Source organism: Agrobacterium leguminum (assembly GCF_015704895.1).
Lineage (GTDB): Bacteria > Pseudomonadota > Alphaproteobacteria > Rhizobiales > Rhizobiaceae > Agrobacterium > Agrobacterium leguminum.
On the sequence record NZ_JADQWB010000008.1, the window covers coordinates 66,566 to 84,458 of the forward strand.

The following is a 17,893-nucleotide window of genomic DNA, read 5'->3' on the forward strand; positions in this document are numbered from 1 at the left end:
CAGTGCGGGAAACAAAAAACCCGGCCAGTGCGGACTGACCGGGTTCAATTTTAAAGGAAGCAAACAGCTTAGCTGTCGAGGAAGCTCCGAAGCTTTCGCGACCGGCTCGGATGCTTCAGCTTACGCAGCGCCTTCGCCTCGATCTGGCGGATACGTTCGCGCGTGACCGAGAACTGCTGGCCGACTTCTTCCAGCGTATGGTCCGTATTCATACCGATGCCGAAGCGCATACGCAGAACGCGTTCTTCACGCGGCGTCAGCGAAGCCAGAACGCGGGTTGTCGTCTCGCGCAGGTTCGCCTGAATGGCGGCGTCGATAGGCAGCAGCGCGTTCTTGTCCTCGATGAAGTCGCCGAGATGCGAATCTTCTTCGTCACCAACGGGGGTTTCGAGCGAAATCGGCTCCTTGGCGATCTTCAGAACCTTGCGCACCTTTTCAAGCGGCATGGCCAACTTTTCGGCCAGTTCTTCCGGGGTCGGCTCGCGGCCGATCTCGTGCAGCATCTGGCGCGAGGTGCGAACGATCTTGTTGATCGTTTCGATCATGTGAACCGGAATACGGATCGTGCGGGCCTGGTCAGCGATCGAACGGGTGATCGCCTGCCTGATCCACCAGGTCGCATAGGTCGAGAACTTGTAACCGCGACGGTATTCGAACTTGTCGACCGCCTTCATCAGGCCGATATTGCCTTCCTGAATGAGATCGAGGAACTGCAGACCACGGTTGGTATATTTCTTCGCAATCGAGATCACCAGACGCAGGTTGGCCTCGACCATCTCCTTCTTGGCAATACGCGCTTCGCGCTCGCCCTTCTGCACCATCGAAACGATGCGGCGGAATTCGGCGATGGAAATGCCGGTTTCCGTGGAGAGGTTCTGGATTTCCTGACGGATTTCCCGGATCGTGTTGCTTTCCTCGCGGGCGAATTCCTTCCAGCCGCGGGCGGCCAGATTGGCAATCGACTTCATCCAGTTCGGATCGAGTTCCGCACCGTGATACTGCTCAAGGAAGCTGTCACGCTTGACGCCATAGGATTCGGCAAGGCGCAGCAGCCGGCCTTCATTCTGCATCAGGCGCTTGGAAATGTCGTAGAGCTGCTCGACAAGGCTGTCGATACGGTTCTGGTTCAGCGACAGCGACTTGACGGCCGTGATCAACTGATCCTTCAGTTCCTTGTAACGGCGTTCCTGACCGGAAGACAGGGTGCCGGTGCAGGCAAGACGCGCCTCAACCTGCTGATCCTGAAGCTTGCGCAGCTTCTTGTAGGTGTCAGCAATGGTGTCGAGCGTTTCCATGACCTGCGGGCGCAGTTCGGCTTCCATCGCGGCAAGCGAAAGATTGGACTCGTCGTCGTCCTCTTCTTCCTCTTCCGGCGGCAGGCCATCGCCGCCAACATCCGTCACATCCTCGTCGCCGGTCGGCGCGCGCAGCTTGCGGGTCTTTTCCTTCTCTTCGGCGGCCTTGCGGTCCGCTTCGATCTTTTCCGGGCTCTGGAACTGGGGAGCAGCCTTGGCTTCCGGACCGGAATAGGTGGTTTCGAGATCGATGATCTCGCGCAGCAGCGTCGTGCCTTCGTTGAGCTCGTCGCGCCAGATGATCAGCGCCTGGAACGTCAGCGGGCTTTCGCAAAGGCCGGAAATCATTGTTTCGCGGCCGGCCTCGATGCGCTTGGCGATGGCGATTTCGCCTTCGCGCGACAGAAGCTCCACGGAACCCATTTCGCGCAGATACATGCGCACCGGGTCGTCGGTACGGTCGGTCGGTTCTTTCTTCTTGGCGGTCGCAAGCGCGGTGCCGCTGGAAGGGGCAAGTTCCCCACCTTCGGAATCGTCGCTATCGGAATCGCTGTCGTCGTCGCTGCTGGCGGCTTCCTCGGCGTCCTCGTCCTCGATCACGTTGATGCCCATGTCGGACAACATCGCCATCGTGTCCTCGATCTGCTCGGAGGTCACCTCTTCAGACGGCAGGACGGAATTCAGCTCGTCCATCGTCACATAGCCGCGCTTCTTGGCGGCCTTGATCATTTTCTTGACCGCGTCATCCGAAAGGTCGAGAAGCGGGCCGTCCGTCGCACCGTCGCGTTCGTTTTCTGCTTCTTCGTTTTCTTTGACTTTGGTTGCCATCTATCTCGTCGCTTTCCCTGACGCTAACACCTGTTCCGCCGCATCGCCGTCCGCCCCTTGAGCATCCGGCGCATTGCCGCGAATCACTGTCAGACACCTAACGGAGTGATCTTTAATTGCCGATTAACCACGGCAGCCTCAGGCAGAATGCAAAGACAGTGCACCCGGAAATGCTTGCTCATGCAATTTCTATCCGCCAAGGCTCATTCCACCTTACTTTTCCTGAAATGGTGATTCCCGCTATTTCCCGCCCCGTCAAGCCTTTGAGGGCGAGACAGCCAAGGAAATTCTTAAAAAGAGCCGCATTTTGCGGGTTATCACCAGACTATCCCCTATTTAGGACGCCTGCCGCAAAAGGCAACCCCAAACACCTTTCAATTCTGCCGACCGCCCTCAGCCATGGCCGACGGCCGGCCCCTTCACCCGGCCGGACATGACCCCGAAACCATCGATGATCGCCTCCTGATTTTCCATACGGCCGATTTCAAGCTGCACTTCGGCCAGCGCCCGCACCAGCAATGTACCGCGTGCGTCATCCGTCGCCTCGGCGATTTCCCGCTCCAGTTCCTTTTTCTGCCAGAGCAGGGATTTCGTCCTCTTATGCAGGGAAAGCGCCTGCACGTAACCCTCGCGCGCATCCTCCATCGCCGCCTGCTCCGTCGCCGTCCACAGGCGGGCATTGCGCACCTGCTGATCCATGGCCTTCAAAAGCACCTCGAAACCCTGCTGCGACAGGCGCTCGATCAGCCCTGCCCGCGAAATCTCCGCCGCACTTTCCGCCGCATAGGTCAGCACCGTCGACCACAGGCGCTGCAGATCGCGGTTCTCGTAGTCGATGGCGGCGATCTCGTCATATTCCTCGAGCAGCAATTCGGGATGGTTGACGATGGTGATGGCAAGAACGCTTTCCCGGAGCGAAGGCTTGGTCTGGTAACCCCTGACGAGACCCGATTGCGCCAGCCGGTCTGAAATACTGCTGGCCGGCGCGGCCATCGCCCCGCCCCGCCCCGGCGCATTGCGCTGGAAGCCGCGTCCCGCGGGCTGCGCGCCGTTGCGGCGGAAATTGCCGTTCTGAGCCCCGCTTTGCTGAAAACGTGGCTGGAAAAACCCGTTCAGCCTGTCGCGCATATCCTGCTGGTAAAAACGGCGCACCGTCTCGTCGCCGATAACGGCCACAATCTGCCGCAACCGGCTTTCAAGCTGCGCGCGTTTTTCCGGCGTATCGAAAGTGACGCCGGAGGTCTCGCGGCTCCAGATCATCGCGGCCAACGGCTTGGCTTCAGACAGCACCCGGTCAAAAGGCGCACGCCCCTCCAGCCGCACGAGATCGTCCGGATCCTTGCCATCGGGCAGAAGCGCAAAGCTGACGGAACGATCCGGCTTGATATGCGGCAAAGCGAGATCGGCCGCACGGTTGGCGGCGCGAATGCCCGCGCCATCGCCATCGAAGCAGAGAACCGGCTGTGGCGACATTTTCCAGAGGAGATCGAGCTGGCTTTCGGTCAGCGCCGTACCGAGCGGGGCGACGGCATTTTCCACACCCGCCTGATAGAGCGCGATAACATCCATATAACCTTCGACGGCGATGACCGAACCGCCTGCCGCCTGCGAGGCGCGCCGGGCGCGAGCGAAATTGTAGAGAACATTGCCCTTGTGAAAGAGCTCTGTTTCGTTGGAGTTCAGATATTTCGCCACCGCATCCGCGGCCATGGCGCGGCCGCCGAAAGCGATCACCTTTTCCCGCGAAGACAGGATCGGAAACATGATGCGGTCTCGGAAGCGGTCGTAGGAGACCGGCACATTCTCATGCACCACCAGCCCGCAGGCCTCCATCTGTTCCTTCGTCACGCCCTTGCTCGCCAGATGCTCTTTCAGCGCATTGCGGCTATCGGGCGCATAACCCAGCCGGAAAGTCTCGATGGTGCGCCCGGTCAACCCGCGATCGCGCAGGTAAGCCCGCGCCCGCGCACCGAGTGCGGTCTGTAACTGGTCCTGAAAGAACAGTGTCGCCATTTCCATGACGTCCTGAAGCGAGGTGCGCTCGCGCTCGCGCTTTTCCGCCTGCGGATCGGGCTGCGGCATCGAAATGCCAGCCATATCGGCAATCTGCTGCACGGCCTCCGGAAAACTCAGGCCCTCAAGCTCGGTCAGAAAGCGGAAGTGATCGCCCGAAACGCCGCAACCGAAACAATGATACCGCCCCTTGCGGTCCTCGCAATGGAAGCTCGGGCTTTTTTCGCCATGGAACGGGCAGCAGGCCCAATAATCCCCGCGCGACGTGTTGGTCTTCTTCTTGTCCCAGGACACACGTCGGCCGATCACATCGGAGATGTGCACGCGGTCGCGTATCTCATCAAGGAAAGAGTTGGAAAAGCGCATGGGTTACCTATTCGAGGCCAGTCTTTCATATAAGCGCGGAAAGAGGCCAGCACAAAACTTAAAGAACAGGAATACCCGATATTCACAGGCCACGACGGCGAAATCACATCGCCATTGCGCCAGCTTCGGGCAAATTTATGGCACCGCAGCATCACCAAAAATTATGTTTTTGTAATTTGAGCCGGCCGCGGCGGCGATGTAAAAACATCAGCGAAGGCAGCAATTGACCTCCGTATAATCTGCCGACGCCCGCAGGCACGTCCCCCGAAAAAAGCCTGTGAAGGACCGCATTTTGATCCGCCGGAATGCGTTTTCGTCGACAGAAAAAAGGCAGGGCAGCCCACATCTGCCCTGCCTTTACTTTTTAAGGATGCCCGAACTTACTTCAGCAAATCCTTGACGACGCCGGAAGCCTTGGCGAAGTCGATCTGGCCGGGATAACGCTCCTTCAGCGCATTCATGCACTTGCCCATGTCTCGCAGGCCGGACGCGCCGGTCTCAGTGATGACGGCCTGGCAGAGTTCGCGCACCTTCTCGGCCGGGATTTCTTCCGGCATGAATTCCTTGATGATGACGATTTCCTCGCGCTCCTGAGCGGCAAGCTCGGGGCGGCCGGCGCCTTCATAGATATTGGCGGATTCTTCCCGCTGCTTCACCATCTTGGTCAGGATCTGCATGATGTCCTCATCGCTGACGGGGTCTTTGCCCACGCCGCGATTGGCGATATCGCGATCCTTGATGGCGGTCTGGATGAGGCGCACGGTCGAGGTGCGGCGTGCATCACGAGCCTTCAATGCGTCCTTCAAAGCGTTTGCGAACGTGTCGCGCATCATTTTTCTTCTCCTTGGGAAAGCGCATTCCGCAGCTTCTCGATACGGAAACTTTCCACCTCATTTTGCGAAACGACATAAACGAGCAGACACGCTCAAGCAAATCAAATGCATAAGACCTTGAAAATACGGTGGTTTAATTCCACGTAAATCTTGGCCCTGCGGTTGACCGCTTGGGCTGCTTTCGTTATTTTCCGGCACCTGCACGAGATTTTAACGAAGGGTCGGAACGCGAGCTTTATCGCGCGCCCCTTTATGTCACGAAGCCTGCGACAAAAATGGCCCCTTACCCCCTGCCTTTCAAGAGGCGGGGTGCGAAGCGGCAGAAACGGAACGAGATGACCGAGACAGCGCCCTGGACTACCCGCAAACCGACCGCAATGCTTGTTCTTGCCGATGGCACGGTGATTGAAGGAACGGGCATCGGCGCAACCGGCAAGGTTCAGGCCGAAGTCTGCTTCAACACGGCGCTGACGGGTTACGAGGAAATCCTGACCGATCCTTCCTATCTCGGCCAGATCGTCACCTTCACCTTCCCGCATATCGGCAATGTCGGCACCAATGAGGAAGACATCGAAGACCTGACGCCCGCCGCCCGCCGCGGCGCCGTCGGCGTCATCTTCAAGGCCGATATCACTGATCCGTCGAACTTCCGCGCCGCCAAGCATCTCGATACCTGGCTGAAGGCCCGCGGCGTCATCGGCCTTTGCGGCATCGACACCCGCGCGCTCACCGCATGGATCCGCGAAAACGGCGCGCCGAACGCGGTCATCGCCCATGACCCGAACGGCGTCTTCGACATCGAAGCGCTGAAGGCGGAAGCCAAGGCCTGGAGCGGCCTCGTCGGTCTCGATCTCGCCATCGAAGCCACCTCCGGCCAGTCCTCCACCTGGACGGAAACGCCGTGGGTGTGGAACAAGGGCTACGGCACGCTCGGCGAAGCCGATGCCAAATACCACGTCGTCTGCGTCGATTTCGGCGTCAAGCGCAACATCCTGCGCCTCTTTGCCGGTCTGGATTGCAAGGTCACGGTCGTTCCGGCCCAGACGTCGGCCGAAGACATTCTGGCGCTGAAGCCGGATGGCGTGTTCCTCTCCAACGGTCCGGGAGACCCGGCCGCCACGGGCGAATATGCCGTGCCGGTCATCCAGAACCTCATCAAGAGCGAGCTGCCGATCTTCGGCATCTGCCTCGGCCACCAGATGCTCGGTCTCGCCGTCGGCGCAAAGACCGAAAAGATGCACCAGGGCCACCACGGCGCCAACCACCCGGTCAAGGACTTCACCACCGGCAAGGTTGAAATCGTCTCCATGAACCACGGCTTTGCAGTCGACACCAAGTCGCTGCCCGAAGGCGTCGAAGAGACCCATATCTCGCTGTTCGATGGCACCAATTGCGGCCTGCGCATCGTCGGCAAGCCGGTCTTCTCGGTCCAGCACCACCCGGAAGCATCGCCCGGCCCGCAGGACAGCCACTATCTCTTCCGCCGCTTCGTCAACCTGCTGCGCGAAAGACAAGGCGAGGCAGCGCTCGCCGAGCGCTGATACCTCGTAAAATCAGGAAAGATTATGCGGCCCGCTTTTCAGCGGGCCGTTTGCATTTCACGCTTCACCAGAAGGACGAAGCGGACGGTGAGCAGAACGGCCGCCGTCGAAAGGCCGATCACGAAACCGAACCAGACGCCGCGCCCGCCAAAGCCGAGCGGAAAGGCCATGGTCCAGGCAAGCGCCAGCCCGATCGGCCAATAGGAAATCAGCGCCAGCATCGCCGGAATGCGCGCATCCTTCAATCCGCGCAGCAGGCCCGCCGTCACGGCCTGAATGCCGTCGACAAGCTGGAAGATGCCGGCGATCACCACCAGGCTGCTGGCATAGGCAAGCACTTCCGCCGCCTCGGGCAATTTCGCATCCAGGAACCATTTCGCCAGAAATTCCGGCACGGCCGCAAACAGGATGCCGCCGCAAATGGCAATACCGCAGGCAATCGCATAGACCATGATGGAAGCGCGGATGAGGTTCTTGAAGTCTCCTTGACCGCGGGCGATGCCCACCCGCACGGTCGCCGCCTGCGACAGGCCGAGCGGAATCATGAAAGCGATGGAGGCGAGCTGCAGGGCGATGCCGTGCGCCGCAAGCTGCACGGTGCCAATCTGCCCCATCAGGATCGAAGCGGCGGCGAACAGCGTCACTTCGGCAAGGATGGTGATGCTGATCGGCAGGCCGAGGCGCAGCACTTCGAAGAGCGCATGCCAGTCCGGCCGCCAGAAACGCACGAACAGCTCGTATTTCCTGGTTTCCTCCCGCGTCTGCACATAGGCGACGATGAAGATGAAGCTGAAGGCATTGACGATGACGGCAACGACGGCAGCACCGTTCATGCCCATGACCGGCAATCCGAAATGGCCGAACACCAGCGCATAGGCAAGCACACCGTTCATCACCAGCATGATGATGGTGACATAAAGAATGATGCCGGCGCGCCCGATGGCGCTGACGAGCCCGCGCAGGACATAAAACAGCAGCGCCGGCAAAAGGCCGAACTTGGCGATGGCGAGATAGTGGCCGGTCAACGCCGCCACATTGGGGTTCTGCCCAAGAGAAATGAGAATGCGCTCGGCATTAAAGAAGATCGGCAGGGCGAGCAGCCAATAGGCGATCGCCACCCACATGCCCATGCGCAGCGAGCGACGGGCCGCCGTCGCATCCCCCTGCCCGTAGGCCTGCGCCACCATCGGCACCACAGCCACGGAAAAGCCGGAGCCGAAAATGAAGACGACGAAGAAGAACTGCCCGGCCAGCACCATGGCCGCCAGCTTTTCAGCGCCAAGCTGTCCGACGATGACCATATCCGTTGTATGGATGCCAAGCTGCGCGAGCTGCGCACCGATGAGCGGAATTCCCAGCGCAAGCGTAGCCTGAAAATGCGAAAACCACGACCCCGATCCGGACGGAACGGTTTCTGCAACAACCGACGAAGACATTGTAATTCACCTGAACTTTGGCCGTTGCCCGCGAATTGCGCAACGGCAGCATGGTGATGAATAAAATATTCCCTTCCTGCACGCAACCTTTGCGGATGAGTGATCAAAATTTACGCAAACAAACGGCGCCGCTCCGGCCTCGGCGCAAACGACATGACATAAGATAAATTTAGCTGAATTTTACCATTCCGCTTTATTCATTAGAACATCGCGTAGTTCTTTTAAATCACAAGCTGCATGATGCAGAATATTCCCGCCTTTCTGGCATGTCTTTCCCACCATTTCACAAGATGAGCCGAACGGTACATCCTGTTCCAAGGACGTGTAGCTTGCCCAAAAAAACCAACCTCATGACACGCATCCTCTTTGCGGCGTCTTCGCTTGTCGTCGCCGCCTTTGCCGGTTTTTCCTTCTACATCGACAGCCTTCAGCATCGCGTCACGACGGAAGCGGTGGCGGAAAACATCGATTCTTCCGGCAAGCAGGCCGCGCAAAGCATCGCCAACTGGCTGAACGGCCGCATCATGCTGACGGAAACAGTGGCAAAGACGCTTGCCAAGCTTCCGGATGAAGAGGCGAAGCTGCGGTTTCTGGAAAACGACGTTTTGACCGCGCAGTTCATGTCGACCTATTTCGGCAATGCCGAAACGGGAAGCTTCACCACCTTCCCCAAAACGCCGCTGCCGGAAGGATATGACCCGCGCAAGCGCCCGTGGTATCTGGATGCGGTCAAGGCCGGCAAGACGGTTCTGACCGAACCCTATAACGACGCATCGACCGGAGGGCTCATCATCACCGCCGCCATTCCCGTCTCCATCGATGGCAAGCTGGCCGGTGTGACGGGCAGTGACTTCTCGCTCAATTCGCTGGTCAACATGATCAAGTCGGTGGATGCCGGCACGGATGGATATGCGTTTCTCGTCAGCAAGGACGGCAAGATCCTTATTCACCCCGATCCGAAATTCGTCGACAAGCCGCTGGCCGATCTGTTCAAGGTCAATACGCCGGCCATTTCCTCGGCGATTTCGCAGACGGAAATCGACGGCAAGGGTAAGATCACCAGCTTCATTCCGGTCGCCGGCCTGCCCTCGGTCGACTGGTATCTCGGCTTTGTCGTTGATTCCGATGTTGCCTATGGCGCCATTGGCCAGTTCCGCCTGGCGGCGACCATCGCCACAATTCTCGCCGCCGCGATCATGATCGGTCTTTTGGCCACCGTGCTGTCCCGCTTCATCGTTCGCCCGGTGACGCAGATGACCTCGGCCATGGAAGGCCTCGCATCCGGCAATCTCGAGGTCGCCATTCCCGGTCAGGAGCGCACCGACCAGATCGGCTCCATGGCCGCGGCCGTCGCCGTGTTCCGGTCGAACGCCATGGAACGCCTGCGTCTCGAAGGCGATGCCGAAGAAAACCGCACGCTTTCCGAACGGGAGCGCAGCGAGCGCGAAAGACTGGCGGCAAAGGACGCCGCCGACATCCAGTTCGCGGTCGATTCGCTTGCCCGGGGACTGGCGCATCTTTCCGATGGCGACCTCAACTACCGCATCGACACACCTTTCGTGACCCGCATCGACCGTCTGCGCGATGATTTCAATAATTCCGTCACCAAGCTGAACGCAGCGCTCAGCACCGTCGGCCAGAACGCTCGCGCCATCGACGCCGGCGCCGGCGAAATCCGCCAGTCCGCCGACGATCTCGCACGGCGCACCGAGCAGCAGGCGGCCTCCGTGGAAGAGACCGCGGCGGCGCTTGAGGAAATCACCACGACGGTCAAGGATTCCGCCCGCCGTGCGGAAGAAGTGGGCCGTCTGGTCGACCGCGCCCGCAACAATGCCGAACAGTCCGGCGTCATCGTCGAAGATGCGGTTCGCGCCATGGAAGGCATCGAAAAATCGTCGTCCGAGATCAGCAACATCATCGGCGTGATCGACGAGATCGCCTTCCAGACCAACCTTCTGGCGCTGAATGCCGGTGTGGAAGCCGCCCGCGCCGGTGAGGCCGGCAAGGGTTTTGCCGTCGTCGCCCAGGAAGTGCGCGAGCTTGCCCAGCGCTCTGCCAATGCGGCGAAGGAGATCAAGACGCTGATCAACGCCTCGACATCGCAGGTGCAGTCCGGCGTCGATCTCGTCGGCAATGCCGGCAAGGCGCTGGAAACCATCGTCCGCGAAGTACAGGAGATCAATCGCCACATCGACGCCATCGTGACGTCGTCGCGCGAACAGTCGACTGGCCTTCAGGAAATCAACACAGCCATCAACACCATCGATCAGGGCACGCAGCAGAATGCCGCCATGGTCGAGGAACAGACGGCCGCAAGCCACGGGCTCGCCTCGGAAGCGGCGGCGCTCAACGAGTTGCTCGCACAGTTCCAGCTCGCCACGGCCACCCGGCGGCAGGCGGAGTATGGGCGCGCTGCATGATGGCAAAAACAGAAATGGCCGGAGCGATCCGGCCATTTTTCTTGTCCAGCTCCCACAATAGTCGGTTCCCGCCACCGGCGTGATCCGCTAGAGCTTGATCGATCATGATATGCGGAGGGATCTATGCTGGAACTGATTTGGCGCGGCATTGCCATGGGCATTGGCGGCACCGTGTTTATGGATATATGGGCAATCGTGCTGCACCGGTTCTTCGGCCAGTCCGCGCCAAACTGGGCGCCGGTCGGCCGCTGGTTCTGGCATGTGCCGAAAGGTACGATATTTCACGACAGCATCGCCACGGCTGAACCCTATGAACATGAACTGGCGCTCGGCTGGATTTCACATTACGCCGTCGGCATTATTTATGGCATCGTTCTCGCGCTGGTGGTTCCGGCCGCGTGGTTTGCCGATCCCTCCTTCATTGAGCCATGGATCGTCGGCATCATAACGGTCGGCGCGGGCTGGTTCCTGTTGCAGCCGGGGCTCGGCATTGGCTGGGCGGCGTCGAAGACCCCCAACCCGAACAAGGTCCGCTTTCTCAACCTTGTGGCCCATACCGTTTTCGCCCTCGGCATGTATGCCGTGGCGCTTTTGATGCGCTAAATGAAAAGGGGGCTGAAAAGCCCCCTCTCCTGTCCGGTTCTCAGATATTCGCCGAGAACGTATCGCAATCTTCGACACGGCCGCTCTGGAAACCGCGCTTGAACCATTCCGCGCGCTGTGCCGAGGTGCCGTGGTTGAAACTGTCAGGCACCACATAGCCCTGGGTCTGCTTCTGCAGCGTATCGTCGCCGATCTGGTGAGCGGCGTTCAGCGCTTCCTCAAGGTCGCCGGTTTCGAGAATACCCTTCTGCTCGGTGAACTTGCCCCAGATGCCGGCATAACAATCCGCCTGAAGCTCGACGCGCACCGACATCTTGTTGGCATCCACCTGGCTCATCGACTGGCGGCGGCGGTTGAACTCCGGCAGAACGCCGGTCAGGTTCTGGATGTGGTGGCCCACCTCATGCGCAATCACATAAGCCTGCGCGAAATCGCCGGCCGCGCCGAAACGCTGGTCCAGTTCCTTGAAGAAGCTGGTGTCGAGATAGACCTTGCGGTCGCCCGGGCAATAGAACGGGCCGCTGGCGGCGGAAGCATAACCGCAGGCGGAAGACACCTGACCGGAGAACAGAACCAGCGTCGGCTTCTGATAGGTCTCACCGGCCGACTGGAAAATGCCGCTCCACGTATCTTCCGTCTCGGCCAGCACGGTGCGCACGAAAGCCGTCGTCTCGTCCGACGACTGGCCTTGCGGACGCGTGCCCGCCTGCTGACCGCCGGATTGCTGCGTCGTACCGCCGCCATCCAGTGAAATATCGCCGCCCGAAAGCAGCGTCAGCGGGTTGATGCCAAGCACCCAGCTTATCAGCAGGATGATAAGAATGCCGCCAATACCGATACCGCCGCCGCGCCGCCCGATAGGCACACGCATTCCGCCACGGGAAAAAGGATCGTTGCCCGACGGCCCCGATCCCGCCGACATGCCGCGCCGGTCCTCGATATTGTCCGACTGGCGGCGCCCTCTCCATTCCATGCTATTCTCCCGGCGGATATCGCCTTAACAAGCTGCCTTATAACGGCACTATAATACATCTTGTTCCGGAAGGAAGCAGAGGCAGTAAACGGAGTCTTTCATGCGGCTCTGCGTCTTTGTTTCAACACGGTCAGAAACAGGAAGACAAACAGGAGAGCGCCGGCGGAAAAGGCCACAAATCCGGCTCTGCCATCACCAAAAGCAACCTCATGCATGATGCGTCCCGGAACGAAGGTGAAGCCCCCGGCAATCACGATGCCGCCGAGATAAACGCTCTGCATGATCCGCATATGGCGTCTGATATCGCCGCGGCGCGCGAAATAGATCGATTGCAGACAGCCATATATCGTGAAGGCGGAAAGCAGGTGGATCGGGCTGAAACCGTAAAACATCCTCAATTCATGGATGAAGAACGTCGAAACGGACGTCGTGACCATCAGCATCACCCAGATCTTGCCGAACAGCCGGTGGATGGCAGTTCCCTTGGGGCGCAGGAAGATGAAGGCGCCGAGAATGGCCGCAGGCACGACAGTGGCGACATGGAACTGCACGGCAAGCGGTGCGTCTAACAAAGGCTGGAATGACATGGGTGCTGTTTCGGCTCGGTTGAAATCACCGGCAATTTGGGCAAAACATGCCCTCAGGAAAAACGGATTGACGCCAACCGCAGGAAAACTTCGTGGATCACCCATATCTGCAATCCACGCTTCGTGAAATGCACGCCATCCTGCAATCGCGCAGGCTGTGGCTGACGTTTCTCGCCGTGCTGGCGATCTTCATCGTGACCGGACCTTTCGGAACGAGCGAAACCATGAGCTTCGCCGACCGGCTGCTTTACTGGACAATCATACAGGCCAGCGCCTGGACATTCGCCATATCCTTTTCCATCATCGCCAACAGCATCCTTGCCGGCAGCATCGAAAATATGCTGACGCGCATGATGATCGGCTCGCTGACGGCCGCCCAGCCGATCGGGCTGCTGCTCACCATCACGAACCGGGTCTTTTCAGGCAAGGAAATGGGTTTCGGCCCCTTTCTGCAAAGCAGCCTGTCGTCTCTGCCTCTCTGCGCCATCTTCTGCCTGCTAAGTTATCTCACCGCCTGCCAGTCGCTCGAAACAGCGGCCAATGCCGCTACGGACACGGGCGAAGATACCAGACGCGAGGTAAAGGGCATCGTACCGCTGCTGGAGCGGCTACCGCCGCAAAAGCGCGGAGAATTGCTGCGACTGTCGGTGCAGGACCACTATACTGAAATCGTCACCACGCGCGGGCATCAGCTCGTTCTGCTGCGTTTTTCCGATGCGCTGAAAGAAATCGGCCAGACGGAAGGCTTGCAGGTGCACCGGTCGCACTGGATTGCCGATGCCGACGCCGTCTCGCTGCGCAAACAGGCCGGTCGTCTGCATCTCATCACAAGAGACGGCACGGAAATCCCCGTCAGCCGCTCCTATAGTGCAGCGGTCCAGGCCCGTTTCACCGCACACGCCCCTGCCGGTTAAGAGTTTCTGTCGATTCCGGAATTTATGGGGTTCCGTTCTCAAAAACATTTGCCTATAAGCCGCTTCTAGCCTGAAAACATTTGAATTGCGCCCCCCGGCCGGTGATCCTTCACCCTGGCCGGTGTTTTGCGCAACCGAAAAGCGGAACGAGAGAGCCATGCCGAAGCGCCAAGATATCAAGTCCATCCTCATCATCGGCGCGGGACCGATCGTCATCGGCCAGGCATGTGAATTCGACTATTCCGGCACACAGGCCTGCAAGGCGCTGAAGGAAGAGGGTTACCGGGTCATTCTGGTCAACTCCAACCCGGCGACGATCATGACCGATCCGGGCCTTGCCGACGCCACTTACGTCGAGCCGATTACGCCGGAAGTCGTGGCGAAGATCATCGCCAAGGAGCGTCCGGATGCCCTTCTGCCGACCATGGGCGGCCAGACCGCGCTCAACACCGCGCTCTCTCTCAAGCGCATGGGCGTTCTCGACCGTTACAATGTGGAAATGATCGGCGCGAAGCCGGAAGCCATCGACATGGCCGAAGACCGAGCCCTCTTCCGCGAAGCCATGGCCCGCATCGGCCTTGAAACTCCGCGCTCCATGCTGGCCAACGCCACCGAAATCAAGGATGCCGACCGCAAGAAGCACGAGGCAGCGCGCACCGAGCTGAAGGGCAAGCTTTCCGGCCCCGATCTCGACAAGGCGCTGGACGATCTCGAAAACCAGTGGAACCTCGGCGAAACCGACCGCAAGCAGCGTTACATGGCCCATGCCATGGCAATCGCCGCGCAGGCAATCGATCATGTCGGCCTGCCGGCCATCATCCGCCCCTCCTTCACGCTCGGCGGCACCGGCGGCGGCATTGCCTATAACCGCTCGGAATTCTTCGACATCGTATCCGGTGGTCTCGACGCCTCGCCGACGACGGAAGTTCTGGTCGAAGAATCGGTTCTCGGCTGGAAGGAATATGAGATGGAAGTCGTCCGCGATAAGGCGGACAATTGCATCATCATCTGCTCCATCGAAAACATCGATCCGATGGGCGTTCACACCGGCGATTCCATCACCGTCGCGCCGGCGCTGACGCTGACCGACAAGGAATACCAGATCATGCGCAACGCCTCGATTGCGGTGCTGCGCGAGATCGGCGTCGAAACCGGCGGCTCGAACGTGCAGTTCGCCGTCAACCCGAAGGACGGCCGCCTCGTCGTCATCGAAATGAACCCGCGCGTCTCGCGCTCCTCCGCCCTCGCCTCCAAGGCGACCGGCTTCCCCATCGCCAAGATCGCCGCCAAGCTCGCCATCGGCTACACGCTGGATGAGCTTGAGAACGACATCACCGGCGGCGCGACACCTGCTTCGTTCGAACCTTCCATCGACTACGTCGTCACCAAGATCCCGCGTTTTGCCTTCGAGAAATTCCCCGGCGCTTCGCCGATCCTCACCACCGCCATGAAGTCGGTCGGCGAAGTCATGGCCATCGGCCGCACCTTCGCGGAATCGCTGCAGAAAGCGCTGCGCGGCATGGAAACCGGCCTCACCGGTCTCGATGAAATCGAAATCCCCGGCTATGAGGAAGGCGAAGGCTCCAAGAACGCCATCCGCGCCGCCATCGGCACGCCGACGCCGGACCGCCTGCGCATGGTCGCCCAGGCGCTGCGCATGGGCATGAGCGAAGAGGAAGTCCACGAGAACTCGAAGATCGATCCGTGGTTCATCGCCCAGTTCAAGGCCATCGTCGACATGGAAGCCCGCATCCGCGAGCACGGCCTGCCGCAGGATGCCGAAAACCTGCGCATGCTCAAAGCCATGGGCTTCTCCGACGCCCGCCTCGCCAGCCTGACGTCCAAGCGCCCGAAGGAAGTGGCCGAGCTGCGCAACAGCCTGAACGTTCGCCCGGTCTTCAAGCGCATCGACACCTGCGCGGCCGAATTCGCGTCGCCGACCGCTTACATGTATTCGACCTATGAAATTCCCTTCGTCGGCGCAGCCCGCTCGGAAGCGCAGGTTTCCGACCGCAAGAAGGTCGTCATCCTCGGCGGCGGTCCGAACCGCATCGGCCAGGGCATCGAGTTCGATTATTGCTGCTGCCATGCCGCCTTCGCGCTGAAGGATGCCGGCTTCGAAGCAATCATGATCAACTGCAACCCGGAAACCGTTTCCACCGACTACGACACCTCCGACCGCCTCTATTTCGAGCCGCTGACGGCCGAAGACGTGATCGAGATCATGCGTGCCGAACAGGAAAAGGGCGAACTGGTCGGCGTCATCGTGCAGTTTGGCGGCCAGACCCCGCTGAAGCTGGCCGAAGCGCTGGAAAAGAACGGTATCCCGATCCTCGGCACCGCGCCTGACATGATCGACCTTGCAGAAGACCGCGACCGCTTCCAGAAGCTGCTGATGAAGCTCGATCTCGCCCAGCCGAACAACGGCATCGCCTATTCGGTCGAGCAGGCTCGCCTCGTCGCTTCCGAAATCGGTTTCCCGCTGGTCGTTCGTCCCTCCTACGTTCTGGGTGGCCGCGCCATGCAGATTATCCATTCGGAAGGCCAGCTCCAGACCTATCTGCTCGACACGGTTCCGGGCCTCGTACCCGAGGACATCAAGCAGCGTTACCCGAACGACAAGACCGGCCAGATCAACACCCTGCTCGGCAAGAACCCGCTGCTGTTCGACAGCTACCTGACCAACGCCGTCGAAGTGGACGTCGATGCGCTGTGCGACGGCGAAAGCGTCTTCGTCTCGGGCATCATGGAGCACATCGAAGAAGCCGGCATCCATTCGGGCGACTCGGCCTGCTCGCTGCCGGTCCGTTCTCTGTCGAAAGAGATCGTCGACGAGCTGGAACGCCAGACGACGGCGCTTGCCAAGGCGCTCAATGTCGGCGGCCTGATGAACGTGCAATATGCCATCAAGGACGGCACGATCTACGTTCTCGAAGTCAATCCGCGCGCCTCGCGCACCGTGCCTTTCGTGGCGAAGACCATCGGTGCGCCGATCGCCAAGATCGCCGCCCGCGTCATGGCCGGCGAGAAGCTCGATCCCGCGATTGCCGCTTACGGCGAAAAGCCCGATCCGCGCAACCTGAAGCACATCGCCGTCAAGGAAGCCGTCTTCCCCTTCGCCCGCTTCCCCGGCGTCGACATCCTGCTCGGACCGGAAATGCGCTCGACCGGCGAAGTCATCGGCCTCGATACCGATTTCGCGCTGGCCTTCGCCAAGAGCCAGCTCGGCGCTGGCGTCGATCTGCCCCGCTCCGGCGCGGTCTTCGTCTCGGTGCGTGACGAGGACAAGGAAGGCGTTCTGCCCGCCATCCGCATTCTCGTGGAAAGCGGCTTCAAGGTACTGGCCACCGGCGGCACCCAGCGTTTCCTCGCCGAAAAGGGCATCAACGCCGAAAAGATCAACAAGGTGCAGGAAGGCCGTCCGCATATCGAAGACGCCATCCGCAACCGTCAGGTCCAGCTCGTCATCAACACCACCGACAGCAACAAGGCGATTTCTGACTCGAAGTCGCTGCGCCGCGCGACGCTGATGCAGAAGGTGCCTTACTACACGACGATGGCCGGCGCGGAAGCGGCAGCGCTTGCCATCAAGGCACTGAAGGCCGGCAATCTGGAAGTGAAGCCGCTGCAGAGCTACTTCCAGTAAGCTGCGCGAACCGCAGGTTCCAACGCTGAATGAAAACAAAACGCCGCGGGTCACCATGCCCGCGGCGTTTTGCATTGCGTAATCCTGCTGCAATTCATTGCCGGTATCAAAACATCAGGTTCGAACGAGGCCCATGATGTCCCTATTGCTCAATGACGGATCGCCCGCAGCCATTCGCCGCGCCGTTGCCAAAGCTCCGGTCAAACGCTCCATGAAGATGCTGAAGCGCCCCGCCATAGGGTCCCGGCGATGGGAACGCCTGGCCCCAATACGCCAAAGCACTGCCTTGAGGGACTGACCATGGCTGGACGTCCACCGGGACCGGAGCGGGTGGCTTTTCCGCTGCGGATCGAACCCGCAATATTGAACATGATCCGGCACACCGCGAGCGGCGAATTGCGCAGCGTCAATGCCCAGATCGAGGTTCTTCTGAAGAGG

The 17,893-nt window shown here is 60.1% G+C and carries 11 protein-coding genes; 5 read left to right on the forward strand and 6 right to left on the reverse strand.

Annotation, left to right across the window (positions count from 1 at the left end; all coding sequences use genetic code 11):
- Nucleotides 1-68 precede the first annotated feature (68 nt).
- The 3 genes from rpoD to I3J13_RS13955 form a co-directional block, all read right to left on the reverse strand.
- Nucleotides 69-2,123, reverse strand: a complete 2,055-nt coding sequence (gene rpoD, locus I3J13_RS13945) for an RNA polymerase sigma factor RpoD (protein ID WP_035260974.1) — start codon at nucleotides 2,121-2,123, stop codon at nucleotides 69-71.
- A gap of 393 nt (nucleotides 2,124-2,516) precedes the next feature.
- Nucleotides 2,517-4,502 (reverse strand): DNA primase, encoded by a 1,986-nt coding sequence (dnaG, locus tag I3J13_RS13950; protein ID WP_196379175.1) that lies wholly within the window; start codon nucleotides 4,500-4,502, stop codon nucleotides 2,517-2,519.
- A 380-nt stretch (nucleotides 4,503-4,882) separates the two neighbouring features.
- A complete protein-coding gene (locus tag I3J13_RS13955; protein WP_003522833.1) occupies nucleotides 4,883-5,335 on the reverse strand; it encodes a GatB/YqeY domain-containing protein in 453 nt (150 codons plus the stop codon).
- Nucleotides 5,336-5,670: 335 nt separating this feature from the next.
- Between I3J13_RS13955 and carA the strand changes: the two genes are divergently transcribed.
- Nucleotides 5,671-6,876 (forward strand): glutamine-hydrolyzing carbamoyl-phosphate synthase small subunit, encoded by a 1,206-nt coding sequence (gene carA / locus I3J13_RS13960; RefSeq protein WP_196379176.1) that lies wholly within the window; start codon nucleotides 5,671-5,673, stop codon nucleotides 6,874-6,876.
- Between the two features lie 38 nt (nucleotides 6,877-6,914).
- Here carA and I3J13_RS13965 read toward each other — a convergent pair whose 3' ends face one another.
- A complete protein-coding gene (locus I3J13_RS13965; RefSeq protein WP_196379177.1) occupies nucleotides 6,915-8,312 on the reverse strand; it encodes an MATE family efflux transporter in 1,398 nt (465 codons plus the stop codon).
- A 329-nt stretch (nucleotides 8,313-8,641) separates the two neighbouring features.
- Between I3J13_RS13965 and mcpU the strand changes: the two genes are divergently transcribed.
- Nucleotides 8,642-10,732, forward strand: a complete 2,091-nt coding sequence (gene mcpU / locus I3J13_RS13970; protein WP_196379178.1) for a methyl-accepting chemotaxis protein McpU — start codon at nucleotides 8,642-8,644, stop codon at nucleotides 10,730-10,732.
- A gap of 123 nt (nucleotides 10,733-10,855) precedes the next feature.
- Nucleotides 10,856-11,335: a DUF2938 domain-containing protein gene (locus I3J13_RS13975; RefSeq protein ID WP_196379179.1), complete on the forward strand. Its 480-nt coding sequence runs from the start codon at nucleotides 10,856-10,858 to the stop codon at nucleotides 11,333-11,335.
- 40 nt (nucleotides 11,336-11,375) lie between these two features.
- On the opposite strand, the gene ypfJ is transcribed toward I3J13_RS13975, so the two are convergent.
- Together ypfJ and I3J13_RS13985 are read right to left on the reverse strand one after the other, a co-directional pair.
- Nucleotides 11,376-12,308 carry a KPN_02809 family neutral zinc metallopeptidase gene (gene ypfJ / locus I3J13_RS13980; RefSeq protein ID WP_196379180.1) on the reverse strand — a complete coding sequence of 311 codons (933 nt, stop codon included), beginning with the start codon at nucleotides 12,306-12,308 and terminating at the stop codon, nucleotides 11,376-11,378.
- Nucleotides 12,309-12,406: 98 nt separating this feature from the next.
- Nucleotides 12,407-12,895 (reverse strand): DUF2306 domain-containing protein, encoded by a 489-nt coding sequence (locus I3J13_RS13985; protein WP_020809203.1) that lies wholly within the window; start codon nucleotides 12,893-12,895, stop codon nucleotides 12,407-12,409.
- A 92-nt stretch (nucleotides 12,896-12,987) separates the two neighbouring features.
- On the opposite strand from I3J13_RS13985, the gene I3J13_RS13990 reads away from it, so the two are divergent.
- Both I3J13_RS13990 and carB read left to right on the forward strand, forming a co-directional pair.
- Nucleotides 12,988-13,809 (forward strand): LytTR family transcriptional regulator DNA-binding domain-containing protein, encoded by an 822-nt coding sequence (locus I3J13_RS13990; protein ID WP_196379181.1) that lies wholly within the window; start codon nucleotides 12,988-12,990, stop codon nucleotides 13,807-13,809.
- Between the two features lie 157 nt (nucleotides 13,810-13,966).
- Nucleotides 13,967-17,455: a carbamoyl-phosphate synthase large subunit gene (carB, locus tag I3J13_RS13995; RefSeq protein ID WP_003522842.1), complete on the forward strand. Its 3,489-nt coding sequence runs from the start codon at nucleotides 13,967-13,969 to the stop codon at nucleotides 17,453-17,455.
- The last annotated feature ends 438 nt before the right edge of the window (nucleotides 17,456-17,893 follow it).